23 protein-coding genes are annotated in these 26489 nt (G+C 54.7%); 14 read left to right on the forward strand and 9 right to left on the reverse strand.

From position 1 onward, the window contains the following. Positions 1 to 251: 251 nt before the first annotated feature. On the forward strand, positions 252 to 1160 hold the full coding sequence (locus QWJ10_RS10820) for a LysR family transcriptional regulator (protein ID WP_197871714.1): 909 nt from the start codon (positions 252 to 254) through the stop codon (positions 1158 to 1160). 24 nt (positions 1161 to 1184) lie between these two features. Here QWJ10_RS10820 and QWJ10_RS10825 read toward each other — a convergent pair whose 3' ends face one another. Together QWJ10_RS10825 and fusA are read right to left on the reverse strand one after the other, a co-directional pair. Next, positions 1185 to 1667, reverse strand: coding sequence for a helix-turn-helix transcriptional regulator (locus QWJ10_RS10825; RefSeq protein ID WP_289926249.1), 483 nt, complete (start codon positions 1665 to 1667; stop codon positions 1185 to 1187). A gap of 320 nt (positions 1668 to 1987) precedes the next feature. Next, on the reverse strand, positions 1988 to 4087 hold the full coding sequence (fusA, locus tag QWJ10_RS10830) for an elongation factor G (protein ID WP_019366274.1): 2100 nt from the start codon (positions 4085 to 4087) through the stop codon (positions 1988 to 1990). Between the two features lie 281 nt (positions 4088 to 4368). Between fusA and QWJ10_RS10835 the strand changes: the two genes are divergently transcribed. Beyond that, positions 4369 to 5091: a pirin family protein gene (locus QWJ10_RS10835; RefSeq protein ID WP_289926250.1), complete on the forward strand. Its 723-nt coding sequence runs from the start codon at positions 4369 to 4371 to the stop codon at positions 5089 to 5091. Positions 5092 to 5415: 324 nt separating this feature from the next. Here the strand turns inward: QWJ10_RS10835 and QWJ10_RS10840 are convergent, their stop codons facing one another. From QWJ10_RS10840 to QWJ10_RS10850, 3 genes are read right to left on the reverse strand one after another with little or no spacing between them, the layout of a single operon-like run. Continuing rightward, complete coding sequence (locus QWJ10_RS10840) at positions 5416 to 6843, reverse strand: efflux transporter outer membrane subunit (RefSeq protein ID WP_289926251.1); 1428 nt, start codon at positions 6841 to 6843, stop codon at positions 5416 to 5418. After that, entirely contained in the window at positions 6836 to 9958 is a 3123-nt protein-coding gene (locus QWJ10_RS10845; protein ID WP_289926252.1) for an efflux RND transporter permease subunit, read from the reverse strand. Before QWJ10_RS10845 ends, QWJ10_RS10840 begins: the two co-directional genes overlap by 8 nt. Then, complete coding sequence (locus QWJ10_RS10850) at positions 9958 to 11130, reverse strand: efflux RND transporter periplasmic adaptor subunit (protein ID WP_289926253.1); 1173 nt, start codon at positions 11128 to 11130, stop codon at positions 9958 to 9960. The genes QWJ10_RS10845 and QWJ10_RS10850 overlap by 1 nt, the downstream gene beginning before the upstream one ends. A gap of 151 nt (positions 11131 to 11281) precedes the next feature. On the opposite strand from QWJ10_RS10850, the gene QWJ10_RS10855 reads away from it, so the two are divergent. The 6 genes from QWJ10_RS10855 to QWJ10_RS10880 all read left to right on the forward strand — a co-directional run bounded on the left by QWJ10_RS10855 (position 11282) and on the right by QWJ10_RS10880 (position 17714). Continuing rightward, a complete protein-coding gene (locus QWJ10_RS10855; protein ID WP_289926254.1) occupies positions 11282 to 11983 on the forward strand; it encodes a response regulator transcription factor in 702 nt (233 codons plus the stop codon). 12 nt (positions 11984 to 11995) lie between these two features. Then, positions 11996 to 13300, forward strand: a complete 1305-nt coding sequence (locus QWJ10_RS10860; protein WP_289926255.1) for an ATP-binding protein — start codon at positions 11996 to 11998, stop codon at positions 13298 to 13300. A 15-nt stretch (positions 13301 to 13315) separates the two neighbouring features. Further along, entirely contained in the window at positions 13316 to 13708 is a 393-nt protein-coding gene (locus tag QWJ10_RS10865; protein ID WP_125889508.1) for a hypothetical protein, read from the forward strand. An 855-nt stretch (positions 13709 to 14563) separates the two neighbouring features. Further along, the gene (locus QWJ10_RS10870; RefSeq protein WP_026004010.1) at positions 14564 to 14983 is read left to right on the forward strand and encodes a DoxX family protein; all 420 of its coding nucleotides are present in this window, start codon (positions 14564 to 14566) and stop codon (positions 14981 to 14983) included. 70 nt (positions 14984 to 15053) lie between these two features. After that, positions 15054 to 15728: a DedA family protein gene (locus QWJ10_RS10875; protein WP_125889509.1), complete on the forward strand. Its 675-nt coding sequence runs from the start codon at positions 15054 to 15056 to the stop codon at positions 15726 to 15728. Between the two features lie 780 nt (positions 15729 to 16508). After that, on the forward strand, positions 16509 to 17714 hold the full coding sequence (locus QWJ10_RS10880) for an MFS transporter (RefSeq protein WP_289926256.1): 1206 nt from the start codon (positions 16509 to 16511) through the stop codon (positions 17712 to 17714). Between the two features lie 61 nt (positions 17715 to 17775). Here QWJ10_RS10880 and QWJ10_RS10885 read toward each other — a convergent pair whose 3' ends face one another. Then, a complete protein-coding gene (locus QWJ10_RS10885; protein ID WP_019366262.1) occupies positions 17776 to 18492 on the reverse strand; it encodes an amidotransferase in 717 nt (238 codons plus the stop codon). Positions 18493 to 18873: 381 nt separating this feature from the next. Here QWJ10_RS10885 and cfa point away from each other — a divergent pair, with 381 nt between their 5' ends. Then, positions 18874 to 20037, forward strand: coding sequence for a cyclopropane fatty acyl phospholipid synthase (gene cfa / locus QWJ10_RS10890; RefSeq protein WP_019366261.1), 1164 nt, complete (start codon positions 18874 to 18876; stop codon positions 20035 to 20037). A 51-nt stretch (positions 20038 to 20088) separates the two neighbouring features. Here cfa and QWJ10_RS10895 read toward each other — a convergent pair whose 3' ends face one another. Further along, the gene (locus QWJ10_RS10895; protein ID WP_019366260.1) at positions 20089 to 20853 is read right to left on the reverse strand and encodes an OBAP family protein; all 765 of its coding nucleotides are present in this window, start codon (positions 20851 to 20853) and stop codon (positions 20089 to 20091) included. 939 nt (positions 20854 to 21792) lie between these two features. After that, positions 21793 to 21984: a hypothetical protein gene (locus QWJ10_RS10900; RefSeq protein WP_019366259.1), complete on the reverse strand. Its 192-nt coding sequence runs from the start codon at positions 21982 to 21984 to the stop codon at positions 21793 to 21795. A 293-nt stretch (positions 21985 to 22277) separates the two neighbouring features. On the opposite strand from QWJ10_RS10900, the gene QWJ10_RS10905 reads away from it, so the two are divergent. Next, on the forward strand, positions 22278 to 22427 hold the full coding sequence (locus tag QWJ10_RS10905; protein ID WP_289926257.1) for a hypothetical protein: 150 nt from the start codon (positions 22278 to 22280) through the stop codon (positions 22425 to 22427). Positions 22428 to 22444: 17 nt separating this feature from the next. On the opposite strand, the gene QWJ10_RS10910 is transcribed toward QWJ10_RS10905, so the two are convergent. Continuing rightward, positions 22445 to 22858 (reverse strand): hypothetical protein, encoded by a 414-nt coding sequence (locus tag QWJ10_RS10910; protein WP_289926258.1) that lies wholly within the window; start codon positions 22856 to 22858, stop codon positions 22445 to 22447. Positions 22859 to 23131: 273 nt separating this feature from the next. Here QWJ10_RS10910 and QWJ10_RS10915 point away from each other — a divergent pair, with 273 nt between their 5' ends. From QWJ10_RS10915 to QWJ10_RS10930, 4 genes are all read left to right on the forward strand, one after another. After that, complete coding sequence (locus tag QWJ10_RS10915; RefSeq protein ID WP_010799045.1) at positions 23132 to 23380, forward strand: hypothetical protein; 249 nt, start codon at positions 23132 to 23134, stop codon at positions 23378 to 23380. A gap of 665 nt (positions 23381 to 24045) precedes the next feature. Then, a complete protein-coding gene (locus QWJ10_RS10920) occupies positions 24046 to 25344 on the forward strand; it encodes an FAD-binding oxidoreductase (RefSeq protein WP_019366256.1) in 1299 nt (432 codons plus the stop codon). A gap of 28 nt (positions 25345 to 25372) precedes the next feature. Continuing rightward, on the forward strand, positions 25373 to 25738 hold the full coding sequence (locus tag QWJ10_RS10925) for a cupin domain-containing protein (protein WP_019366255.1): 366 nt from the start codon (positions 25373 to 25375) through the stop codon (positions 25736 to 25738). 25 nt (positions 25739 to 25763) lie between these two features. Beyond that, positions 25764 to 26429 carry a LuxR C-terminal-related transcriptional regulator gene (locus QWJ10_RS10930; RefSeq protein WP_289926259.1) on the forward strand — a complete coding sequence of 222 codons (666 nt, stop codon included), beginning with the start codon at positions 25764 to 25766 and terminating at the stop codon, positions 26427 to 26429. Positions 26430 to 26489: the final 60 nt, after the last annotated feature.

Raw genomic sequence — 26489 nt, forward strand, 5'->3', positions numbered from 1 at the left:
GTGTCCTTATTTAAGTAACCCTCTTTCTGAGTCTAGCTGCCCTGCTTCAAAAAGCCTGCCTGAGAAAATGTTTCACTTTAAATCACATGCAGTATGCCGTTATCCGCTTACGGCCATATACAACACCAGTGCTGAAGCCATAACGTAAACCGCACTATGCAAAAAGGTGTTCATGATGCGCTTCCCTCACGTTTGATGACAGGAAGGAGCCTAATAGTCATCCAGATCTGGAAAAAGCCAGTACACTAGGAATGACTGTCAACCAGGAAGAGACTCAGGTCATGCAATTCGAGGATTTAAGGCTGTTTGTAACTACGATCAACGAGCAGAGCTTTACCGCTGCGGCAGAAAAACTGGGGCTTTCCAAACAGTACGTCAGCCGAAGAACCATGGCGCTGGAAGAGGAACTTGGTGTACGCCTGCTCAACCGGACGACACGTAGCCTGAAACCTACCGACCTGGGTATGACCCTCTACGAACGGGCCGTTCGGATTCTGGATGAAGTCAACGAAACGCAAGAGTTGGTATCCAGCCAGGGCGTGAACGTTCGCGGAACTTTACGTGTTTCAGCCCCAATGACGTTTGGTACGCTGCATGTCAGCCCGCTGTTGCCCAGGTTCATGCAGGAGAATCCGTTGATCAGTCTAGAGCTGGATCTCAATGACCGATCAGTAGATCTGGTGGCTGAGGGGTATGACATGGCGATCCGCGGCGGGATGCTGGAGGATTCTACACTTATCGCCAAGCGTCTGATGGACATTCCAATGACGGCCTGCGCGAGCCCGGCGTACCTGGAGCGCCACTCAACCCCCGAAACGCCAGATGACTTGCGTCACCATGAGTGCTTGCTCTACGGCCATGTGAAAAGCGTAGAGTGGAAATTTCAAACCCAGGGCGAGCTCGTATGCGTACCGGTGAAAGGTAAGCTGCGGACCAACAACGGGGAAGTTGTCCGGGACGCGGCGGTGGCCGGTCTTGGCATTGCCTATCTGCCGGTTTTCATTGTCAGTGACGCGCTCAACGATGGGCGTTTGCAGCCGGTCTTACAAGCGCACCAGCCACCCACTTCAGCCTTCTATGCGGTCTACCCTCAGCATCGTCAGTCATCCCGAGCTGTGCAGACATTCGCCAACTTCCTCAAGGACCATCTGACGATATAGATGTACCTATACTCCGCGCAACCCTCAGGCCTGACGTATGGCCTGCTGATCTCCCGAGCGGCGCCAGCTAAGCGGTGTGCACCCTACTGTCTTCGTAAATACGCGGGTGAAATGGGATTGATCTGAAAAACCACATTCCGCACCGATCTGGCTTATCGGCAAACACGTGTTCAGAAGCATCCGCTTGGCCTTGGCAATTCGTAATTGCTGATACCAGTCACGTGGCGAAACGCCTGTATTTTTCTTGAAGGCTCGGGAAAAATGACTTCTCGACAACGAGCAGGCACTGGCGATTTCGGATACCGATAGGCCATCGTCCAACTGCTCCATCATCAGAAGCTTGGCCAGTTGCTCCTGCCAGCGAGACAAGGCAATCCGATCCTCACTCGGTAAGGTCACGTGCAAAGCGTCTGGCAAAAGGCGGGCTTGCAGTTCATCTTTCAAGGTACGGCTGATCGGACCTTCCACGTCTTGAACGCTATCAATCGTTTCGAGGAGGCGCTGCATAAGTACCTGCGCAGTGTTGGGAACACTCGACCCAGGCTTTTCAGCCGTAATTGCAGGTAAGCGGTAAGATAGCTGGAACCCAGCGTGGCCATTGCAACGCTCCTTGAGGCGGTAAGGTTGGTGTCCAGTATCGGCTCTGGGAACCCTTAAGGTCCTTGTCTTAAGTTGAAGCGTTCTTAAACGAGAATGGGTGCCTGTCATCAAGTATTAATATGTGATCGCAGCGCCTTTTGCCTCAGGTGAAACGAAAAAAGGCCGACTACCTGAAAGTAGTCGGCCTGAAGACACTAGCGTGGCTCAAAAAGAATCTGAAACGATCCTTAAGATTTCTTAATCAGCGCTTCGACTATATTTCTCGGTGCCTCCGCATAGCGTGAGAACTCCATCGAGTAGCTGGCACGACCTTGTGACATCGAACGTACATCAGTCGCATAGCCAAACATTTCGCCCAACGGAACCTCGGCCCGAACTACCTTGCCGGAAAGGGTATCTTCCATGCCTTGAATCAGGCCCCGCCGACGGTTGAGGTCTCCCATTACATCACCCATGTAGTCTTCAGGTGTCACCACCTCGACCTTCATGATGGGCTCGAGCAGTACCGCGCCTCCTTTCTGGGACAGCTGCTTGGTTGCCATCGAGGCGGCGATCTTGAATGCCATCTCGTTGGAGTCCACATCATGGTAAGAGCCGTCGAAGACCGTGGCCTTGAGGCCCAACAGGGGATACCCGGCGAGCACACCATTCTTCATTTGCTCTTCGATACCCTTTTGAATGGCCGGAATATATTCCTTGGGAATCACGCCACCCACGACCTCACTGGTAAACACCAGCCCCTCCTCGCCTTCATCAATGGGTGCAAATCGAATCCAGCAATGACCAAACTGCCCGCGACCACCCGACTGGCGAACAAACTTGCCTTCGATTTCGCAGGTGTTGCGTATGGTCTCGCGATAGGCCACCTGAGGTTTACCAATATTCGCTTCGACGTTGAACTCACGCCGCATGCGGTCGATGAGGATATCGAGGTGCAACTCGCCCATCCCAGAGATGATGGTCTGCCCGGTTTCCTCGTCCGTCTTGACGCGGAAAGAGGGGTCTTCCTGGGCCAGTTTGCCCAGGGCAATCCCCATCTTTTCCTGGTCAGCCTTGGTCTTGGGCTCAACCGCTACGGAGATAACCGGCTCGGGGAAATCCATACGCTCCAGGATGATTGGCTTTTCAACCGAACACAGAGTGTCGCCGGTCGTCACGTCCTTCATGCCGATCAAGGCTGCGATGTCGCCTGCGCGAACTTCCTTGATTTCTTCCCGCGTATTGGCATGCATCTGCACCATACGGCCGACGCGCTCCTTCTTGCCTTTTACCGAGTTGAGTACCGAGTCACCTGATGAAAGCACGCCCGAATACACCCGCGCAAAAGTCAGGGTGCCCACGAAGGGATCCGTAGCGATCTTGAACGCCAGCGCCGAGAAAGGCTCGTTATCGTCGGCATGGCGCTCGTCAGTCCGCTCGGCATCGTCAGGATGCACGCCTTTGATGGCGGGAATCTCGGTAGGTGACGGCAGGTAATCGATGACCGCATCGAGTACCAAGGGTACACCCTTGTTCTTGAAGGATGAGCCACATACAGCCGGAACGACTTCACCCGCCAGTGTCCTCAGCCGCAGACCCGTGCGGATTTCATCGTTGGTCAGGGGCTCCCCTTCCAGGTATTTGCTCATGAAGTCTTCATTGGCTTCGGCAGCAGCTTCGACCATGCGCTCGCGCCACTCCTCGGCCTCAGCCTGCAGCTCGGCAGGAATGTCCTCTTCACGATAGGTCATCCCCTGATCATCATCATTCCAGTAGATGGCCTTCATCTTCAACAGATCGATCTGGCCGACAAAGTTCTCTTCACGGCCAATCGGCAGCTGAATCGGAACCGGAGTATGACCCAGGCGTTTCTTGATCTGGTCAACGACGCGCAGGAAGTCCGCTCCCGCACGGTCCATCTTGTTCACATACGCAATACGAGGCACATGGTATTTGTCTGCCTGACGCCAGACCGTCTCGGATTGAGGTTCCACACCATCCGCGCCGCTGAACACCACGACCGCGCCATCGAGTACCCGCAGCGAGCGCTCCACCTCAATGGTGAAGTCCACGTGTCCAGGCGTATCGATGATGTTGATCCGGTATTTGTCGAACTGCTTGGTCGAGCCAGACCAGAATGCAGTAGTCGCCGCGGACGTAATGGTGATGCCGCGCTCCTGCTCCTGCACCATCCAGTCCATGGTCGCGGCGCCGTCATGCACCTCGCCCATTTTATGGTTCACGCCAGTATAGAAAAGGATTCGCTCGGTTGTAGTGGTTTTACCAGCATCCACGTGAGCGACGATGCCGATGTTGCGATAGCGGTCGATAGAGGTCGTTCGGGCCATAGAAGATTCTCCTAGAAACCAGCATGGGTCAGCCGGCAGACAGGCGATACGGATATCCGCCCGGGTTGCAATAACAATAGACTGACTTACGAGGCTTGTATTGAACGTTGGTGCGTATCGCTAAAGGGAGCCTGTCTGATTGAGCAGACTCGTCTTACTGTCAACCAGATGGAGACTTTTTTACGCATTTCAAGTGGTTTATCACCCCACTCGATCGCTTTACTCTTGGTCGCATACCGATACAGGTAACAACATACTGTTGATTGACCAGGAGACCGAACATGTTAGCCCTTCGCAAAGCAACCGAACGTGGATTTGCCAACCATGGCTGGCTTAAGTCTTTCCACACCTTTTCCTTTGCCAATTACCGCAACCCCCAAGAACAGGGGTTTTCGGATCTGTTGGTCATCAACGATGACCGAGTCGCCCAGGGAAAAGGGTTCGGCACTCACCCTCATCGGGATATGGAGATCTTTTCCTATGTGCTCGAAGGTGCGCTCGAGCACAAGGATACCCTGGGTACAGGGTCCGTCATTCGTCCGGGCGACGTGCAGCTCATGAGCGCCGGCACGGGAGTAGCCCACAGTGAATACAACCACTCTCAGAGGGATCCCGTACACTTTTTGCAGATCTGGATCGTGCCCAACGCTCGAGGTGCTGAGCCTCGCTACCAGCAAACGCACTTCAGCGCGGATAGCAAACGTGGCCAGTTGCGCCTGATTCTTTCACCTACAGGTGAGCAGGGCTCACTGGAAATTCGTCAGGATGCTCGTGTCTACGCCGGTTTGTTCGACGGTGAAGAGCAGGCGACTCTAACGTTGGGATCAGATCGCTACGCCTATGTGCATGTAGCCCAGGGGCAGATCGAACTCAATGGCCAGACATTGACGGAGGGAGATGGTGTGCGTGTGCGTAACGAGCAGGTGCTTACGCTAGCCAACGGCAAGCAGGCCGAGGTTATCGTCTTTGACCTGCGCCCCAATGAGCTGCCCATGATGCCATGATCGACGAGGGCCTCGAGTAGTCGAGGCCCTATCAGCCTCCGCTGTCGCTAACCGTAAACACAGTGTTTACGCCCCGCCTAGACATAAGGCCCACAACCCCACGTAGCCAGACGGAATACCTCCTTCCTTGACGCTAAGCAGATCACACGTTTACGAGGTCCATAGCGTTGCCGTAATAGGACTCCAGCGATGGATACTACTGTTGCTGCACGACAGGAGACAGGATCATCAGCCGATGGTCTGACCTATAAAAAAGGCGCCACGTAGGCGCCTGAGGGCATGTCTTCCATCCAAAGGAGCATCAGAAGACAGGCATTACCTTGATTAAGGCCGGTCTCGGCTCCAACCTCCGCCAAGGCTCTTGAACAGATTGATCTGTGACAAGGCCAGCTGCAGCCTGGCGTCTATGAGGGTATTTTCAGCCTGATACAGCGTGCGCTGACTATCCAGTTGCGTCAGGTACTCATCGAGCCCTTGCTGATACCGTTGCTGTGCAAGGACAAGGCTTCGGGCAGCGCTATCACGAAGCCGCTCCTGAGCGTCGAGCTGACGCTGCAGTGGCTGACGCGCAACCAGCTCATCGGACACCTCTTTGAAAGCGGTCTGTATGGATTTTTCATATTCCGCCACACTGATCTCTTTGCGCAGTGTCGCGACCTCAAGCTGTGCGCGGTTACGACCGCCTGTGAAAATTGGCAGGTTGATCTGAGGCGTAAAACTCCATGAGCGATTACCGCCGTTGAACAGGTCTGAAAGTTCTGCGCTGCTAAAACCGGTATTGCCCGTGAGACTGATGCTTGGAAAGAACGCAGCGCGCGCAGCTCCGATAGTGGCGTAATTGGCTTTCAGCCGGGCTTCGGCAGCCTGTATATCCGGTCGGCGGGTCAGCAGTTCTGCCGGAAGCCCGGCGGGTAAGGGCTTGTCCAACCCTTGCCTTTCCAGCGAAAGGGCGGGCGGCAGATCATGAGGCAATGGTTGACCGAGCAGGAGAGCCATCGCATTATCCGCCTGTCCTATACTACGCTCCAATGCGGCAAGATCACTGGCAGTTGTCTCTAGCAGTGTCTGGGCCTGAGCAATATCCAGTTCAGAACCAATCCCATAGTCGAAACGTTGATGAATCAATTCCAGACTCTGCTGACGGCTCTCATAGGCCTGCCGGGTTATGGCCATTCTCTCGCTCAGGGCACGCTGGTTGGTATAGGCCGTAGCGATTTCAGCGATCAGTGATAGCTCAACCGAACGTCGCGTCTCCTGCAACGCCAGATATTCACCCAAGGCTGCATCTCGAAGATTGCGGACACGGCCAAATAGGTCTACTTCGTACGTGCTCAGCCCTACCCCTACGGTATACAGGTTGGTGACCTGGCTTCCACTGCTTACGGCCTGAGCCGGTAGCCCACCGGTGTTTTCCAGCCCGAGCGCTGGGGAGCGCTGACGGGTTGCCGAGCCGCTTATGCTCACGTTCGGCAACAGGTCCGCCCGCTGGATTCTGTATTGCGCCCGCGCCTCTTCAACGCGAAGCACTGCCATACGCAGGTCACGGTTCTGATCTAGCCCAATCTCGATAAGCCGACGCAGGCGCGGATCTGTAAACAATGCCTGCCAGTCCGGAACCGTTTCAGCTGGGTTCACCGGGGCTGATACCACCGGATAGTCCGCTGGTATGGGTGCAGGGGGCTGCTCGTAGGTAGGCGCCAAAGAGCAGGCACCCAGCAGGCCGGTCAGCAGAAGAACAGGCAACTTACTCATGGCGCTGCCCTCCTCTGGCTTGCGAGCGGGTAAGGCGAGAGACCCAATGCATGACGCTCACAAAAAATACCGGAACAAAGACAACCGCGAAGGTAGCAGTCAGCATGCCACCGATCACGCTTGTACCAATGGCCTGTTGACTGGCGGAACTGGCACCCGTCGCAATGGCCAGGGGAACCACACCCAGGATAAATGCAAGTGAGGTCATTACGATCGGACGCAGACGCAGACGTGCTGCCTCGACGGTGGCCTGGAATAGGGTATGGCCTTGGTCATGAAGACTCCTGGCAAACTCGATGATCAGAATTGCATTTTTTGCCGACAGTCCAATGATGGTGATGAGACCAACCTTGAAGAACACATCGTTTGGCATGCCCCGCAGGACGACTGCGACTACGGCACCCAGGATGCCCAGTGGTACGACCAGCAGAACGGCTGTCGGAATCGACCAACTCTCGTAAAGCGCGGCCAGAACCAAAAAGACAATCAACAAGGACAGTCCCAGCAACAAGGGAGCTTGTGCGCCGGAGGTCTTTTCTTGAAGCGAAAGCCCTGTCCATTCCAGACCAAACCCCTGAGGCAGCTGATCGACCAGACGCTGGATTTCATCCATGGCTTCGCCTGTACTGTGCCCCGCCGAAGGCTCACCCGAAAGGCTGACCGCGGGATAGCCGTTGTAGCGGGTCAGCTGCGCCGGTCCCGTGGTCCATGTTACTTCGCAGAAGGCAGCCAGGGGCACCATCTTGCCGGACGCGTTACGCACCTCAAGCTTGAGGATATCCTCTGCCTGAAGGCGGGAATCGGCCTCGGCCTGAACAATGACCTGCTGCATGCGGCCCAGGTTGGGGAAATCATTCACGTAGGCCGAACCCATGGCAGTCGAAAGCAGGTTGCTGATATCGGCGAACGAGACACCCAGAGCGTTCGCCTGGAGCCGATCGACTTTGACCTCTACCTGTGGCGCTTCGGCCAGCGCGGTCTCCCGTACGTTTGCCAGTAGGGCGCTTTTTGCAGCGGCAGACAGCAATGTATCCCGCGCCTTCTGCAAAGCCTCGTATCCTTTTCCGCTTCTGTCCTGTAGACGTAGCTCAAAACCGCTGGAAGTCCCAAGCCCTTCGATTGGCGGCGGGCTGAGCGAATAGGCAATGGCATCTTGCAGTCCGGCAAATGCCATATTGGCACGCTCGGCAATGGCGTCGGCCGAATCTTCGACACGGCGTTCGGCCCAATCCTTTAATGTGGTGAATGCCAGAGCTGCATTCTGCCCGCTGCCGGAAAAGCTGAAGCCCAGCACCATGGTGGTATTGGCTACGCCAGGTTCCGTAGCATTGTGCGCTTCGATCTGCCGTGCGATTTCAATCGTGCGGTTCTGGCTGGCTCCGGGCGGCAGCTGGATATCGGTAATGGTAAAGCCCTGATCCTCGATAGGCAGAAACGAAGACGACAGGCGAGTAAAGAGCAGCATGAGCCCTGCAAGCAGCACACCGTAGACCAGCATGTAACGACCTGTACGGCGTATGGCATTGGCGACCCAACGCTGGTAGCCGTCCGCGGCATGATCAAACCGTCGGTTGAACCATCCAAAAAATCCTTTCTTCTCGTGATGTACACCGTGCGGTATCGGCTTGAGTAGCGTTGCGCACAGCGCAGGTGTCAAGCTCAGCGCCAGAAACGCCGACAATAGAATCGAAACCGCCATCGAGACAGAAAACTGCTGGTAAATGATTCCGACCGAGCCCGGCATGAATGCCATCGGGATGAACACCGCCGTCAGCACCAGCGTGATTCCGATAATCGCACCGGTAATTTCTGTCATGGCTTTTCGCGTGGCAGCCCGAGGCGTCAGGCCTTCGCTCGCCATGATTCGCTCGACGTTCTCAACGACAACAATAGCGTCGTCCACCAGGATACCGATCGCCAATACCATGCCAAACATGGTGAGCACGTTGATGGAAAATCCTAGGGCCAACATGCAGGCAAATGTCCCCATCAAGGCCACAGGAACCACCAGTGCGGGTATCAGGGTATAACGGAGGTTTTGCAGAAACAGAAACATGACGGCAAAGACCAGCACCATGGCTTCGATCAAGGTATGAACCACCTTTTCGATCGAGACCTTGACGAACGGCGACGTATCGTAAGGAATGTCGTAGTTCACACCGGCCGGGAAGTAGTGTGACAGCTCTTCCATCTTGGCTTTGACCACGGTAGCCGTGCTCATCGCATTACCGCCTGGCGCTAGCTGGATAGCCACAGCGGTGGTCGGCTTGCCATTGAGGCGAGTCCCGAACTGATAGCTTTGGCTGTCCACTTCGACCCGTGCGACATCACCTACGGTAACCGTCGATCCGTCGGCGTTGGCTTTGAGTACGATGGCCGAGAATTCCTCAGGTGTAGACAGCTGCCCTTTCACCTGTACGGCTGCGGTAATTTCCTGCGTGCTGCGGGTAGGCAAGTCGCCGATACTACCGGCGGGCACTTGCACATTCTGATCGCTGATCGCCTGGCTAACATCGGCCGGCGTCAGGTTGAAAGCCACCAGTTTTTGCGGATCAATCCATATTCGCATGGCGCGCTCGGCACCAAACAGCTGGGCCTTGCCTACCCCTTCGATACGCTTGAGCTCATTAACGACGTTACGCGCCATGTAGTCGCTCAGGCCGGTTTCATCCAGGCGTCCATCAGTAGACGTCAATGTGATCAGCATCAGAAACCCGGCCGAGACCTCTTCGATCTCCAGACCTTGCTGCGTAACCGCTCGGGGCAGTCTGGACTCGATCGTTTTCAAGCGGTTCTGTATATCGACCTTGCCCAGCTCCGGATCAGTGCCTGGTTTAAACGTAACCGTAAGCGTCGCCATTCCCTGGCTGCTGCTGGAGGAGAAATAGAGCAGGTGATTGACCCCGTTAAGCTCCTGCTCGATCAGACTGACAACACTTTCATCCAGGGTTTGCGGCGTGGCGCCCGGGTAGGTTGCGGTAATCTCGATCTGGGGGGGCGCAACATTGGGATACTGCGCCACCGGAAGATTGGGAATAGCCAGCACACCTGCCAGCAGAATGAACAGGGCGACGACCCAGGCAAATACCGGGCGCCTGATAAAGAAGTCTGGCATTATCGGGCTTCCTTGTCGGCAGGTGCATCGGTTGTAATTCCTGCCTCTTCTGCCTGGACAGGCATCCCCGGCCTGACGTATTGCAGGCCTGCAACGATTACGCGGTCACCTTCATGCAGTCCTTCGTCGATGATCCAGCGATCATTCTGGGCACCGCCAAGACGGACCGTCCGTTCCTCAACCTGATTCTGAGCGTTGACCAGCAAAACATTAGCCTGCCCTGCCGAGTCGCGCTGAACGGCCCGCTGCGGAACACTGATACCTCGCTCGTTCCTGGCCTGCTCAAGACGCACTCGAACAAAGCTGCCGGGCAGCAAGTCAGCCTGCGGATTGGGAAACTGGCTACGCAGGGTAATCTGCCCTGTGCTTTGATCCACTGTAAGGTCCGAGAACAGCAGTTTTCCGGCTATTGGGTACGCTGTACCGTCATCCTGTACGAGCGTTACGGCGGCCTGATCCTCCCCTACGGTTTGTAACTGCCCCTCCCGCAGCGCACGGCGCAACGCGTTGATCTGCCGGGTGGATTGAGTCACATCGGCATATATAGGCTGGAGCTGCTGAATAATGGCCAGAGGCGTGGCGCTATCCTGCCCTACCAACGCGCCTTCCGTGACCAATGCCTTGCCGATGCGTCCGGAGATGGGTGCTGTGACGGTGGCATACCCCAGATTGAGCCGGGCACGTTTGAGCGTGGCCTGCGCAGCAGAGACTTCGGCTTCTGCCTGCAAAAAGGCAGCGTGCGCATTTTCGAAGTCCTGCTGGCTGACGGCGTGAGTCTTGATCAATGCAGAATAACGCTCGGCCTGCAAATGGGCCTGATAGCGATTGGCCTGGGCTTTTTTCAGGCCTGCCACGGCGCTGTCGACGTCTGCCTGCAGCGGCGCGGGGTCAATCCGAAACAATACGTCGCCTTGCTTGACCTGGCTTCCCTCACGGTAAACCCGTTGCAGCAGAACGCCTGCTACGCGGGCTCTGACTTCCGCCACACGGGGCGCTACCAAACGGCCATTGAGTTCAGTCAACAAGCTGAGCGGCTGAGGTTTGATCGTCTCGACGGTGACAGACGTATCGGGTGCTTGCTGTGCAGAGGGCGCTGGGCGGTCACATCCTGTCAGCGCTAGTAACATCAGTAGGCAAAGGGGACGTAGGGAAAACTTAACGGGCGGCATCATGGTGTGCATCCTTCAGGAACAGCGCCATGCTAAAAGCCCTGCCCTGTCGGCTTTGTAAAAGCTTGTAGGGCATTTGTGAAAAAGTGTAATGACCGCTACAGAAGCTGTCGGGTTTGTTTATGCTCTTTCAAACCCTTCAGCGTGTCCTGCTATGCCTACCATCCTACTGGTCGAAGACGATACCGCCCTGGCTGAACTGATTGCCACCTACCTGACACGCCATGCCTTCGCGGTTTTCATACTATCCCGGGGCGACGAGGTTCAAGCGTATGTCCGGAAAACATACCCGGATCTGGTCATCCTGGATCTTATGCTGCCGGGGCTTGATGGCTTGCAGGTGTGCCGCCAGCTCCGCGCAGATCATGCTGGCCTTCCTATTCTCATGCTCACCGCCCGCGACGATAGTCATGATCAAGTGGTCGGTCTCGAGTTGGGGGCGGATGACTACGTCACCAAACCTTGTGAACCGCGGGTGCTATTAGCCAGGATTCGTACGCTGCTCCGGCGCAGCCAGCCGGAAACAGTTCGCAAGGATGCTTCGCGTGTCACCTTTGGTCGTCTGGAAATCGATTTAACCGAACGGGTTGTTCAGTGGCGGGACCAGCCGATCGAGCTGTCATCAGGCGAATTCGATCTTCTGGTGGCCCTGGCTCGTCATGCCGGTGAAGTACAGAGTCGAGATCAGCTCTTGCAACAGGTACGCGGTATCGAGTTTAACGGTATCGATCGCTCCATTGATGTAGCCATCTCGAAGTTGCGCCGCAAATTCGAAGATACTTCTGGCGAAGCGCGCAGGATCAAAACGGTTTGGGGCAAGGGCTATCTCTTCAGCCGTTCCGAATGGGAAGACTAGGATGCACCGGTCATGCTGAAGGTTCTGATCCGTTTATACCTGGTGGTGCTGATTACCTTCAGCCTCGCCAACTATGTAGTGCCCGAACTTGTCGTTTCATTATCTGAAGATCGTTACGTTGCATGGAATCTGGATCAGTTCAGAGGTCAGATGGCCTTGATCCAGCAACGATTCCTGGAGCGCCCCAAAACAGAATGGGATCAGTTGGAAAGGGAACTCAAGACCTCTTTTGCACCGCTTGAGGTCAGTCTTCGAGAAATGGTAAACGCTCAGTTGAGCCCGGATGAACGTGAACAACTAGAAAAGGGGCTCATGGTCGTACACCTCGGTGAGTATGGCCTGCCTGATACGGTCCTGGCTCCGCTGGACAATGAGCATTTTATAGAAGAGTCCAGCCCACCCCTTCCGCTGGATATCAACCTGCTGTTCTGGGCCATGAACGTCCTGACAGGCGCAGCGCTTCTGGCCTGTCTGCTGCTCTTGCTACGTCCTCATTGGCGGGATCTGGAATCGCTGAGGCGTACCACCTCGGCATTGGGCAAGGGAAACCTGTCTGCCCGAACTCACCTTTCCTCACGGTCCAACATTGCCGAGCTGGGCCATGTATTCGACTCGATGGCCACCGATATCGAGCGCCTGCTCAATCAGCAGCAGGAGCTGCTCAATGCGGTATCCCATGAACTTCGCACCCCCCTCTCCCGGCTCGACTTCGGCCTGGCCCTGGCGTTGTCCGAAGATATTCCAGAAGCCTCTCGTACCCGCCTGCTGGACATGACCCGTCACGTTCGCGAGCTGGACGAACTGGTACTGGAGCTGTTGTCTTACAGTCGGCTGCACAGCGTGGCCGCTCAGTTGGAGCGGGTCGAACTCAATCTGGGGGAGTTTATCGATAGCATCGTGGGAGGGTTCGCTGAAGAACTGGAGCAGCGCGGAATCCTCTTGGAGGTGGACATGGCGATGGAGAAACAGCGGGTAAGTCTGGAGCCTCGTCTGACAGCCAGAGCATTACAGAACCTGATCCGAAATGCCATTCGCTACTGTAACCACCGCATCCGCCTGAGCGTAAGTGCTTTGGATCAGGATCATTATCAGATCACAGTTGAAGATGACGGCATTGGCATCCCGGAGGCAGAGCATGAAAAGATCTTCGAGCCCTTTTACCGGCTCGACCGCAGCCGCGACCGCACAACAGGCGGCTTCGGGCTTGGCCTTGCCATCAGCCGCAGAGCGATCGAGACTCAAAACGGGACATTAGCTGCAGACACCTCACCCTTGGGCGGCGCACGTTTCCGCCTGAACATGTCATTTCATACGTAGCAACCGAGAGACTCTATGTTCTTTTCTCTACTGGCCGCCACCTTTGTCGTTGCATTCATCACTTCCGCTATAGTCGTCGCCTTGTTCAACCATTCGACCAAGGCTGTCCTGGCCCGAATTATCAAGGATGACGTCAGTAGCGCCTGGCATCGATACATCACGTTCGCCAGCTTTGTGGTAGGTATTTCAGGTGGCGTGCGAATCTACGACCTTGAGCGCTATATCAGCGCGCCGACTACGGATGTTCAGGTACTGGTGCTTAATTCAGAACGCTGGACGCTCGAGATCTATCGCTCGTTGATTGAAACATTACAAAGCATCGCCTGGATGTATCTTGTCGTGTTTGTCGTTGCGTTGATTGCCTTTGTGATTGTTCGCGGAATCGAGGCCCGACATTCAAGATCCTGATGATGCCAATTCCACAACTAGCGTTTTGGAGGCATGCAAAGGTTATTAGGCTTATTTTGCTTGCGGATAGATGGCTACATTCGCCCACCGAGCATGCTCACGACAACCAAACCAAGTGGATATAAAGTCCATACAAGGGCCGCGCATGCCCAGTGACAACAGTAAGAGTCCGTGGAAGGTCTGAACCGGATATGCGGCTCGGGTAGACCAGATCCTTTAACCAACAATGGATACCTTTACCTGGGTCCTACGGTAAGAAACCGAGCCAAGCGTGGCGATAACGATAGAGGTCATGGTGCTACTCCTGCTCATTTACCGAATGTAAGGCTAACTCACGAACCAACGCGTCACGCTTGGCATGATGAAAGGCGCCGATGCAAAGGTAATCAGCAGGTTACTCCCAATAAAGCCACCCAATATGCGAACCTCAAAATAAGGTGGCATAGATGTGGAATGTTCATGACTAACGTACGGTTTAAGGGATCAATCAGGCCGTTTCCGGGGCAGCAATGGCGGTTGGCATGGTAGCTCTCCAGCTGCAATAAATGTACGACAACTTTTGTCGAAGTGCGCCGCGGGAGCTTGAACGGTTGTGCTGTGTTTGGAACGTATGTGCTATTGATTGCGCTTTTTAGGCCGTTCCTCTGCTTTCGAGTGCCTATCACTGCACACTGATTAACCGAGGTCAGGCAGCTTTAACCAACACGCAGGCTCTCGAGCGTTATTGTCCACCACAATGTTACTATTTTTCATTTTTCGCCTAGTTACTCATTTAATCAGGCGACATTAAGCTTTCTTCCATACCGCTTTGGTACCTCGGCGAAGCCCTTGAACCCCTTAATGGAAGAACTGAACATGACTACTCTGAACGCCTCCCAAGCCTATACCGCCACTGTTGGACGCCTGTTGCTAGGTACACTGTTTTTGTTCAGCGGTATTGGCAAGCTGGCCGCGCCTGCTGCAACCATGGGTTACATCGGGTCCGTCGGCATGCCGTTTCCACTTCTGGCCTATTTGGGGGCGATTGGCGTTGAGGTAGGGTTGGCCAGCCTGTTGCTTATGGGCTACAAGACCCGCTGGGTAGCAGCCATCATGGCAGGCTTTACCCTCATGACTGCGGTGGTCTTCCACAATAACCTTGCTGATCAGAACCAGCTGATCCACTTTCTGAAGAACATCGCCATTACCGGTGGCCTGTTGCAGGTCGTAGCCTTCGGTAGCGGCGCCTTCAGCTTGGACGGCGCTCTTAGCAAACGTCGTCTCGCTCTCGCCTGACTTGATACCGCACGGTACGCCGCCTAAAAGGCGTACCGCCCTGCCCCGCACGTCAAAGAGACCCGCCGCCATGCCGTCCGTAATGAGCGCCTTGCTGACTGGAAATGCCGTGTTGCTGTTCGTGAATGTCTTCGCCGAGCAGTTGGGCGCGCCGTTACCTTCCTATCCGCTTCTGGTCGCTTCTGGCGCCTCTGCCGACGCTCCCATGAGGCTGGTCGAGTTTCTGTTTCTCGCTTCGCTGGCTTGTGTTCTGGCAGATCTCGCCTGGTACTGGGCAGGGCGCCATCATGGCGAGCGCATTCTCACATGGTTAACAAAACTACCCTTCTCTCACCGCAAGAACGCCGGTACCTGCTCGGCTCGCTTCACCGAACGGGGCGCACGGTGGTTGCTGGTGTCCAAATTCGTACCCGGCATGGGAGCAGTCGCCACATTGACGGCAGGCGCACAACGAATGTCGCTGGCTCAATTTCTCGTGTACGACATTCTGGGTTCAATGTTGTGGGCTGGTTCAGCGCTGGCGTTAGGGCATGCCTTTCAGGCCCCGGTGCTCCTGGCGCTGGACATGGTTCAGGAATACTTACTCCCCGGGCTGGCTGCTGCCGGGCTGATGCTTGCCGCAGCCCTGCTGGCGGCACATCACCTGAAACACCGTGCCACAGACACCTTAATCAGCAAGCCGTCACCCATCCTCGATAACCGGCGAATCCGTCCTTTACAGAATCTTCGGTCGAAGCGTCTTTAATCCGCACGTTCAGCGTCACGGCATTGCCGGCTTTTCAACAGGTCAATCGGTTCCCCGTCTACATAGTGATAATGCCGAGGTCCTGCATGAGTCGCGCTGGCAGGTGGGGGCATTACCTTATTGGCCGGCTGGCTGGTGCAAACCGATATCGAAAGCGGTCGACTGACTCGGCTATTTCCGGATCATGACATCAATCTGAATCAGGCCAGTGCCGCCGTTTCGGCGCTGTATATGCCAATCGGCGCGGCTCAAGGCGGGGCAGCGCCTTTATCGAGTTTTGCGAGGGACGCCTCTTTACTCTGCGCACCCGCTAGGCATTGCGCCTGACGCAACGCTGCATTGTTCTGCAGTCCAACTCTCTCGCGCTGCCCCCCCTCTTTAAGGTGTGCCTCATCAAAGGCAGAATGAAGCACCCGCTATGCACCCGACTGATCGTAACATTATCCGGGCTGTTTTCTGCTCTAGGTGTGGGGCCGGTAGTAGTTGTGCAGATACAGAAGATAGAGTAGCACTTCGCCTGGAGCCCATCGGGAGTAAAGGCACCTCCGCACCTGAGGCGAAGAGATAAGAAAAGATGAGAGTCAAACCTTCTGACTTTATTGCCTTTCTGGTTACCTGAAACGCGACCTGACGGAGCATTACCCGTACAGGCAGACCACCAATAGACGTGTTCTCACACGCTTATATTGAACAAGCGGGCCTTGCTCCATTCTGTTTGTCGATTTTCTTGAAAAGACCTTGAACCGACTTGAATAACCGTTGCCTTGCCAAGAGACTTTAATGAGTACCGCATCGATGATCGAACATGAGCATTCTACTACTACACTATCAAAAGGGCTGGTATTACTTTTTGCCTTTTGCTGTGGCGCTATTGTGGCCAATCTCTATTACTCACAGCCCATCATCGAGCTGATCGCTCCCGCCGTCGGGCTTAGCGAGCACGATGCCAGCCTGATCGTCTCGCTGACTCAGATCGGATATGCCCTGGGGCTGCTTCTGCTGGTTCCGCTGGCCGATCTCCTGGAAAATCGTCGTCTGATGGTTATCACAGTCCTCGCCTCGGCCGTCATGCTGATGGCGGCAGGCCTTTCGACTCAACCCAGCGTCTTTTTAGTGGTCTCGCTATTAATCGGTATCAGCTCGGTGGCCGTACAGATACTGATTCCGTTGGCCGCCCATCTTGCTCCCGAACAGTCACGTGGACGCATCGTTGGCACCATCATGAGTGGACTGCTGCTGGGTATCTTGCTGGCCCGCCCGACCTCTAGCCTGATAGCCGATCACTTCGGCTGGCGTACCGTGTTTTTTACCAGCGCCCTGATTATGCTGGCGATTGCAGGCGTGGTCTTGAAAGTGATTCCCGCACGCCAACCGTCTCATCAAGCACACTACGGCCAGCTCCTGTTGTCACTGGTTCACCTCTTCACCCGTGAACCCGTACTACGCCAGCGCTCGCTGTATCAGGGGTTAATGTTTGCCGCATTCAGCCTGTTCTGGACGGCTGCTCCCCTTGAGCTGATCCGCCATTACGGTCTGTCGCAGACCCAGATTGCCATCTTTGCTCTGGTAGGTGCTGTCGGTGCGGTGTCTGCACCGATTGCAGGCCGCCTTGCCGATGCAGGCCATACTCATCATGCATCGGCAGTTGCGATGCTGCTTGCCGTTCTGAGCTTTTTGCCAGCGCTGGTTCACTCGCCCTATGGGGTCGTCAGCCTGGCAATAACCGGCATTCTGCTCGACTTTGCCGTGCAGATGAACATGGTTCTGGGTCAGCGTGCCGTCTATATGCTCGATGCCAAGAGCCGCGCCCGTTTGAACGGCCTGTACATGACCAGCATCTTTATTGGAGGTGCCACAGGGTCGGCGATAGCCAGCACTGTTTATGAACGAGGCGGCTGGTCAGCCATTGTTCTTGTGGGCAGTAGCCTACCGCTGCTGGCCCTGTTGTTCTTTGGCATCCGCCGTCTACGAGACGCCAACGTATGATTGGGCTTTGATCACCGAGGCGGTCTTTTCGAGCCGCCTTTTTTCGTATCGCGTCGGCTTATTAGCTACGAGGGGCTGCCACAAAATTCACCATCCACTGCGCGATCAGGGCACCCTGATGAGGCTGCTCCAACGAACTTACAGCCGTCTCGTACTGTTCGACGGAAAAGACTGATTGGCGCCTTACCAATAGCCGGTTCGCATACTCGGCTACAAACTCCGGATGCCCCTGAAAGCACAACACCTGATCGCCCATGACGAACGCTGCATTCGGGCAGTAATTGCTACTGGCCAGGCACTGCGCGGCAGGAGGCAGCGCCGTGACCTGGTCCTGGTGCGAGACGATCAGCGTGACATTCTCCAGCGGAGGCTGCTGCCAGGAAAAGCCCTGCGCGACCTCGAAACGCTGTACCCCAATTCCCCACCCTCCCTTGGCGCGTTCGGCCACCCCTCCTAGCGCCAGGGCCAGCAACTGATGACCAAAGCAGATGCCCAAGAGCTTGTCACCCTGCTCATAACGCTGTTGTACATAGGTCTTGAGACGCTGAATCCAGGGCTCTTCACCAAAGGAATCCGCTTTGCTGCCGGTAACCAGATATGCATCAAAGCGGGCGCCATCCGGTGGGTAGTGGCCTTCGACGACGTTATATACCGTGCATTCAACCTGCTCCGGCACCTGCTCGAACAGACGAACAAACATGGCGCCATAGCCGTCGTACAGCTCGGCCAATTCAGGGACAAGAATATCGGTTTCGAGAACACAGATCCGAACAGACATGGGACTCCGAGGCATTAGCAAGGGGAATGAAAGCCGCTGCGCGACAGCGCAGGCAGCAGAAATATGGTACGTCAGCTCAGGAGTGCGGTTCTACCTGGAGCCATCCTTCCCTGCGAATCCAACATTCCGAAGCGTCTTTCTTGGGCCTTGCAACGAACTTATGGACAACAATGCCATCAGTAAACTTTACAAAATGTGTATTCAGCGATAGCACTTTCGAGGCCAGGTGCACTCCACGTTTCATATAAATAGAAAAACACTATTTCACTCAAAGCACTCTTTTGGCCTACCACATCCGCTGTACATTTTATTCAATCAAAAGGAGCAGTACGTTCACGGAAGTCATGAGCAACTTTGACAGGATCAAGGAGAAAAAGGCGCATGGCTATAGTTTCGCACAAGCATCAGGATGAAGAGCTTTACTGTCCAGACCATACCCGAACGTTCGATTACTTCGAAGAATTGCTCGATCTTGCCGGAATCAAGGTCAACGGTTCCAACCCTTGGGACATCCGGCTACATAACAAGGGCGTTCCAGAGCAGGCATTAGCCCGAGGCAACCTGGGCTTGGGCGAGACGTACGTCAATGGAGATTGGGATGTCGACCGGGTGGATGAATTCATCTATCGCATCCTGAAGGCAGACTTGCCCTCGCGCATACAGCCGTCACGGCTGGTTCTCCACTACCTGAGAAGTCAACTGTTCAACCTTCAGACTCAGAGCCGAGCCTGGCAGGTTGGACAAGCGCATTATGATTTGGGCAATGACTTCTACGCCGCCATGCTGGATCCGCGGATGACGTATACCTGCGGTTACTGGAAAAATGCAACGGACCTTGCTTCTGCCCAGGAGGCCAAACTTGACCTCATCTGCCGAAAGCTCAGCCTGCGTCCTGGCATGAAAGTGCTGGATATCGGCTGCGGCTGGGGCAGCTTCATGGGCTACGCAGCCGAGCATTATGGTGTCACGTGTGTAGGGGTAACGATTTCAAGAGAGCAGGCCGAATTTGCCAAACGCAAATATGCGGGCCTGCCGCTCGAATTCAGGTTGCAGGATTATCGTGACCTGGACGATACCTTCGACCATATTGTCAGCATTGGTATGTTCGAGCACGTCGGGCGCAAGAATCACAGGACGTTTATGGAGGTCGCTCATCGCTGCCTGAAGGATGACGGGCTCTTTCTGCTTCACACTATTGGCAAGAATCAGCGGCATTCCGCTCCGGATCCCTGGATCGACAAATATATTTTCCCTAACGGAGACCTCCCCTCGATTGGTCAGATAGGCGATGCCCTTGATGAATTATTTGTGGCTGAAGACCTGCATAACTTCGGAGCGGATTACGACAAGACGCTAATGGCCTGGTTTAAGCACTTTGATGCTGCCTGGCCAAGCTTTGAGAAAAAACTCGGCACACGCTTCTATCGCATGTGGACGTATTACCTGCAGTCTTGCGCTGCCGCCTTTCGCGCCCGGAATATCCAGTTGTGGCAGTGGGTCTTATCCAAGCGGGGCGTGCCGGGCGGCTATAACCGGCTGAGCTGAGCCTTGTGCAATCGACCCAGGCACAAGAACCATGCCTGGGTCGTTTTACCTTCAGGGCTGCGAATGCGCGCCATGATTTTGAGACCCAGTGGGATCCTTGATTTGGATGATCCTTCCCTTTTGCCAGGCATCGGCACCGGGATCGATGGCCGGAGCGACGATGTCGGCCCGGGCAGCTTTTTTCGCCTTGCTGTCGATGCCCATACGACGATCACGCGCTTCGACCATCTGTGGATTAGCTTGGCCGTCGGTGGTAAATCCCATCATCAACTGTGGGACACCCAGCGGTAAGGTCTTGTCCTGGTCGGTGTGCCAGGTATGCCAGGTTTTTCCATAGGTATGAACAAGCTTTTCCATCAGCTTATGCTCCGCCGGTTCGGGTATCCCGGGTGCTACCAGCTGCCCCGATTTCACCTCGTGGACATGGCTGTGCCACAGGGCTTTCTCCGTGGCAGGCAGCTGCTTAAAGAGCGCCTCATCAATGATGTACTCCACGCCCATGATCTTGGCATCCCTGGTATTGCCGTCATAAATGACACACTGGATAACCTGTTCGTTAAGGACCGAGCAGTAGTGATGAGCCTCCATCTGCCCATGCGGGTGTCCGTTGTAGAAATGGAAACCGTCCAGGTAGGCATTGAGGGCGTCGATAGGCGGCTTGCTCTGCAACACGTTGGCACCGGTTTCCAGGGTCTTGGTCATCGCCTGCTTGGGCGCACCGAGCGCAGTGACATAGGACTCCGTATTACCGCCGTTGGAGCAGGCGGCCAATAGGCACACCAGGGAAAGGGGAATCGCTCTTGCATTGACGCTCATGAAACACCTGTAATGATTACGCGAAATCATTTTCAGCGTAATAGAGATCTCCAGGAGCGCAACGAAACGCTTTCATCCCTAAGCAGGGCACACACCTTGTAATTTATGCAACGTAACTGCCATACGTAGGTGTAACAATCCTGTTACGCCGTGGTGACAGTGCTGGGTCAATGCGTAACGAAATCAGGAACAGCATCGGAACACCAAAACAGGCCAAACCTTCAAGCCACTGATTAATAACGATTTTTTAAAGTTGGCACGGCACCTGCTTTATCCTTGGTATAACAAGAACAACAAATAAAACAGATCACTTCAAAACAACAAAAACAAGATTGAAAGTGGCGAAGCGAACTGATCATTTTAGAACTTGTGAAGTGTCTAAAGTAATCCGTTCACTTAAAGACAACATAATGCATCCGAAGCATCCAGGGGTTGCTTAGGGCCATACAAGAAAAACAAAAGGCATCGTGCAGCATGGTTGAAAGGGAGCTTAGGCTCCCTTTGTGCTATTTGCAGTATCGTTCAGTCAATGAATAGTTCCGAGCACGTTGCCGGTTATCCAGCGCTGGGCAACCTGATGGAACGAAATCAATCCAGGCGGGTATAGATGTAAAGTGCGGAAATTGTTAACGCAAAAAGCATCGTTACAACGCTGAGGGTGCCAGACAGTGTAAGCGCCGAAACCCTGCTTATCAGTCCCAGCCAGTCTGCTACTATCAATCCTGTGGCCATGCACACCAAAAGAGCAACTACTCGCGCCAGCATCACATCACCTGCGTTTTGCTATTTGACCATTAAGGAGCATTGCGAGATGGCACGCAATGCTGGCATATAAGTGTCAAATTGCCTTCACAAGTTCACCAAGTCACAGACCGCTTGTCGACCTGATTGCAGTTAAGTGCACACACCTGTGACGGACTTCTCTTTTGTTGAACAGGCTTATCGCTGATGCCGTCCTCGACGCCATGACTCACCCATCAGGATGACCAGATAAATCGCCCATGCACTCAGCAGGACGAATACGTCTCGAGAGGACCACTGAAGGGGATTGAAACCTTCTCGTACACCTTGAACCCCATAGAGAATCAACGCGACGACAACCGCGCTACGACAAAGCCGCGCAAACGTCATGACTGGCTCCTTAAAAATCCCTGAACACTGTGACTATAAAGTTTTCATCAGACCCCATACAGTACACGAGACGTTGAAAGCAGCGACTGGCCCTGTCACCCAGTCCCAGCCAGAGTACGCTACCCACACATTCAGGTAACCATTTTTGATTTAACGCCTGTCAATCCCTCCAGCGCCGTTTCGTCCTTACTTGCGAATCACTTGACGACCCACTGAAAAGGCGTACGGCTTGGGGTAAAATGACTACGTAATGTAAAAGCAGATCCTGATAATGATCACGGAGGATAACCGCAATGCTGTTTGCTCTGGGTACATTACTCTGCCTGAGCGGTGCAGGTTGCCTGGCATTCGACCCGCTGGACCCTATGCTTCAGCTTGAAGGATTAGCCTTGATAGGGTTGGCGCTATTGATTGCTCGTGAGGGCATACTCGAACTTAACTGAGGTATCGCCTGTAGTTGTCACGATACCTTGCCCGCCTCGCTCCGGCACATCTGATCCACCAGCTCCCGTGGATACTCGTTGAGTTCCAACTCATCACAAATGTAAGCCAATACGCTGAGACCATCATGCTCCAGCAATCGGACCGCTGGGAGTTCACCGCATCGATAGTCATAACAGGCCCAGCTGTCTGGGTGTTTCTGACAAAGCAGAAAAGCTCGCGAGCCATTTATCCCCTGCGAAACCAGCAGAGCCTGCAGCGCGGCAGTATCAACCTCACCTGCGGATTCAGGCGCTTCTGAGCCGGAACTGCGCACGACCATAATAGTGTCTTGCTCAAACCTGAAGACTTCGATGTCTGACTGAGTGGTTCGGCCGTAAAGCGTCGGCCGGTCCGGATTCTCGGACTTCAATGGCGCAGGCTGGATACTCATGGGTGGGCTCATATAAGGGATAGGCGTGTCATTACAGCGCTTTGGTCAAATGCACCTGGGTAGCCGCGTGGAAAAGGCTGATCCATATCAACGAACCCAGGCATTTCCGTATCCAGACTGTACGCCGTGCTTTGCAGCCAGCCAATAATATATTTACATTTTTTTCACGAAATTTTCACGATGTGATCATGTCTAGCGATAAGGTCTGCCTGTTGTATCAGGGAGCAGTTTGGGTTCGGGTGGTGAAGTGAACTGAAAGGGAGCAAACAAGGTATGAGTCACTTTATTAGCAATACGTACGAGCTTTTAAAGGAGCCGGCCGGCCGGCTGATACTGGAGTGCCTGCAAAGCGTTGAAAGCTATGGTCGCTCCTGGCGCCTCGATAAGGGCTCGGTGTATGGAAATCGCCTGTCGACCCTGTTTTCTGCAAGCAAACCAGACGGCCAGGGCCGTGATCGGTTGATGGTCGTTGCCGTGGAGACCCCGACGTGCGACTGGACGGTTAGCTACCAGCTCTTTTAACGCTATTTTGCCCGAACGTAGGCCGATTCCCTGATACGCGACGCGTACCACGCTTTTGGTCGCCTGTCTTGCCCTGTTTATTACCCAATAGGTGGCTGAAAAGGAAAGCTCTTTTATGGGCTGGTATTATTTAATAAATTACAATAAGGCTTGGAGATGTGTTTGCGTAGGAGGCCTAACGGCGACGTTTATTAAACGGCTTGCAGCTAACTAGATGGTGCCTGGCGTCTGAGCGGTTCTCCCAGCGCCTTTTGAAGGAACGGGCCGTAAGCCCCACGGGTGCGCGATATACGCATCGATTCGTCAGGACGATCCGTCTGCTGCGCTCTAGCCGTACACGCATGATGTACCTGCAGATACTCCCCCGCCCCCCTTTCGCCTGATCAAACCCGTATGGCTCAGCGTAAGCTATGCCTGCTTGGTATGGCGGCTCGGCAGTAAGACGCAAAACGGTACGTCACGCTGCGCATTAGTAGATGAGCCTACTGCACAACATCAGGCCGTTGCGGACGATTTGGACGCTGCTAATGTGGGTCGGCAGCGAGGATCAAGTCCCATGGCAGCCAGGAACAATTCTTGCCGCCCGAACGCTGCATTAATAGAGGCATGAGCCTGCTAGCGTGGCTCAACCGGTCACTTTTATCTTCGTTCGTCCAGGCAGTCCCATGATTACAATAGAAACGCCTACCTATTACACCGCTACCAAGAAATACAATCTGAGCTTCCCAACGCTTGATGCGGACATCGAAGCCGACGTCGTTGTGATCGGGGGCGGCTTTTCAGGAATCAATACCGCTCTTGAGCTAGCCGAGAAAGGCATCACCAATATCGTGGTGCTCGAAGGTCGTTACCTGGGCTTTGGCGGCACGGGCCGTAATGGCGGACAGATCATGGCGGGTATTGGTCATGACCTGGACAAGATCAAGAACCAGGTAGGTGAAGACGGCCTCAAGACTATTTTCGAGATCAGTGACAAAGGCGCTGACATCATCAAGGGCCGGATTCAGAAATACAATATCGATGCGGACTTCCATCATGGCTACGGCTACATGGGCTTTAACGCACGCCAGGAAAAGACACTACGCACCTGGGAGAAAGAGTTCAAATCACTGAACTCCGGCCATGAGATTGCCTTGCTGACAGGCTCGGAAGTCCGCCGCATCATTGGATCGGAAGCCTACACCAGCGCCCTGTTGCACATGGGCGGCGGTCATGTTCATTCACTTAACCTGCTATTGGGCGAGGCCAAGGCGCTAGCCAGCTATGGCGTCAAGATCTTCGAGCACAGCCCTGCCCTTGCCGTTGAGTATGGTGAGCGGATCACTGTGCGCACCGGGCAGGGCTCTGTCAGGGCAAGCAAGCTGCTTTGGGCATGCGACAGCTTCCTCAACAAGCTGGAGCCGGAACTCCATACCAAAACGATCAACACCTATGCGTTCCAGATCATGACCGAGCCGCTCTCGGATGAATTGATCGAACGCATCAGCCCGATCCGTGGGGCCTACAGCGATATCCGCCCGGTCATTGACTATTACCGCGTTACGGCCGAGAACCGGTTGCTATTTGGCGCTGCTACGCCTTATCTCGACTATATCCCCAAAGACCTGAAGGCCTGGAACCGCAACCTGATGCTCAAGATCTTCCCATACCTCAAGGACGTGAAGATCGATCTGGCCTGGGGTGGCCCGATGGCATGCGGTGCCAACTTGTTTCCACAGATCGGCACCTTGTCCGGCCGACCCAATGCGTTCTACGTACAGGGCTATTCAGGCTTCGGCGTAACGCCAAGCCACATTATCTGCAAGGTTCTGGCTGAGGGCATGAGCGAAGGCTCTGCCCGCTACGACCTGATCAGCTCGGTTCGCCATAGCAACATCATAGGCAAGGACCATTTCCGCCCGGTTATCTGCAGCCTGGGCAAGATCATGCATCAGAGCGCCGGCTACATGACAGGCCGCCGCTGATATTTTCCCTTAACAAGAGGACCGTTTCATGTCGTTATTCACTGTTAAACAAGGCACCGCACTGGCCGATCTTGAAGCCTGGGGCACCGTGGCGGATCTGGGTTCGGAAATCCTGGAAGGCGACGGCAAGTGCTTTGGCAAGATGACCTTTGGTGCGCCGACCGATCCGGTCAGCTCTGCTTATTTTGGTACCACTAAAAGCAAGTTCCGAATGGTGTACCCGTTCAATGAGCAGGCAACGGTTGTTTATGGTGAGGTCATCCTAACTGACGAATCCACAGGCAAAAGTACCCATTACAAGACCGGAGATAGCTGGTCTGTCACCAAGGGCACACCTGTCCTGTGGGAAGTCGTCAGTGATGGGTTTGTCAAACACTACCTCGCGGCTGCATAAATCAGAGCCCAGGCAGACCTTCGTCATGATGCCAGCCACTGAAGGCAAACAGCGATGCCTACAGGCGGTAACGCGAATCGTACCGGCTTCCTCTGCCGTGCTCTATCAGGTAAATCAGCAGCTTGAGGCTCACCACTACGAGCTGCTGACTATGACGCCTCAGGTACATCAGTGCTACCTGGACGTCTACCGCGAATTTGATCCGTTGCGGCCCATCTGCTGTCACGAACTGGGATTGGCAGTCGTTCCCCTCAGCGTGGCAGCGACTCGGCAAGAAGCACATCGCTCGCGCCGATACGCCACCTTTCTCGATACCTACTCCATTTGCGATGTCATCGAAATCCTGACCTATCAGGCCGGACGGCCGGCATTTGGTATCTCGCTTCTGCGCACACGGGCACTAGGCGCATTTACAGCCGAAGAGATAGAACGGCTGACAGGCCTGCAAAGTCTGCTGGAGCTTACGCTGCCGTGGGCCTTCATCCATGAACCTTGCGAGACAGCCCGCCTGACCGGCCTGACGCCTCGAGAGCAGGACATTGCGTTGGCACTCAAAGACGGCCTGAGCAACAAGGCGCTTGCGCGGCATCTGGATATGGGACTGCCGACCGTTAAAACGCACCTGAATAACCTGTATCGCAAGTTCAACGTCACGAACCGCACTGAATTGATCCGGCACCTGTTTCTGTGAGCTTTCTCCTGGCGACCTCAACCATCTGGTTGATACCGGGCGCCAGGCCGCTGGTAGATG

Origin of the sequence: Pseudomonas sp. WAC2, from assembly GCF_030403525.1 — a bacterium.
Taxonomy (GTDB): domain Bacteria; phylum Pseudomonadota; class Gammaproteobacteria; order Pseudomonadales; family Pseudomonadaceae; genus Chryseomonas; species Chryseomonas luteola.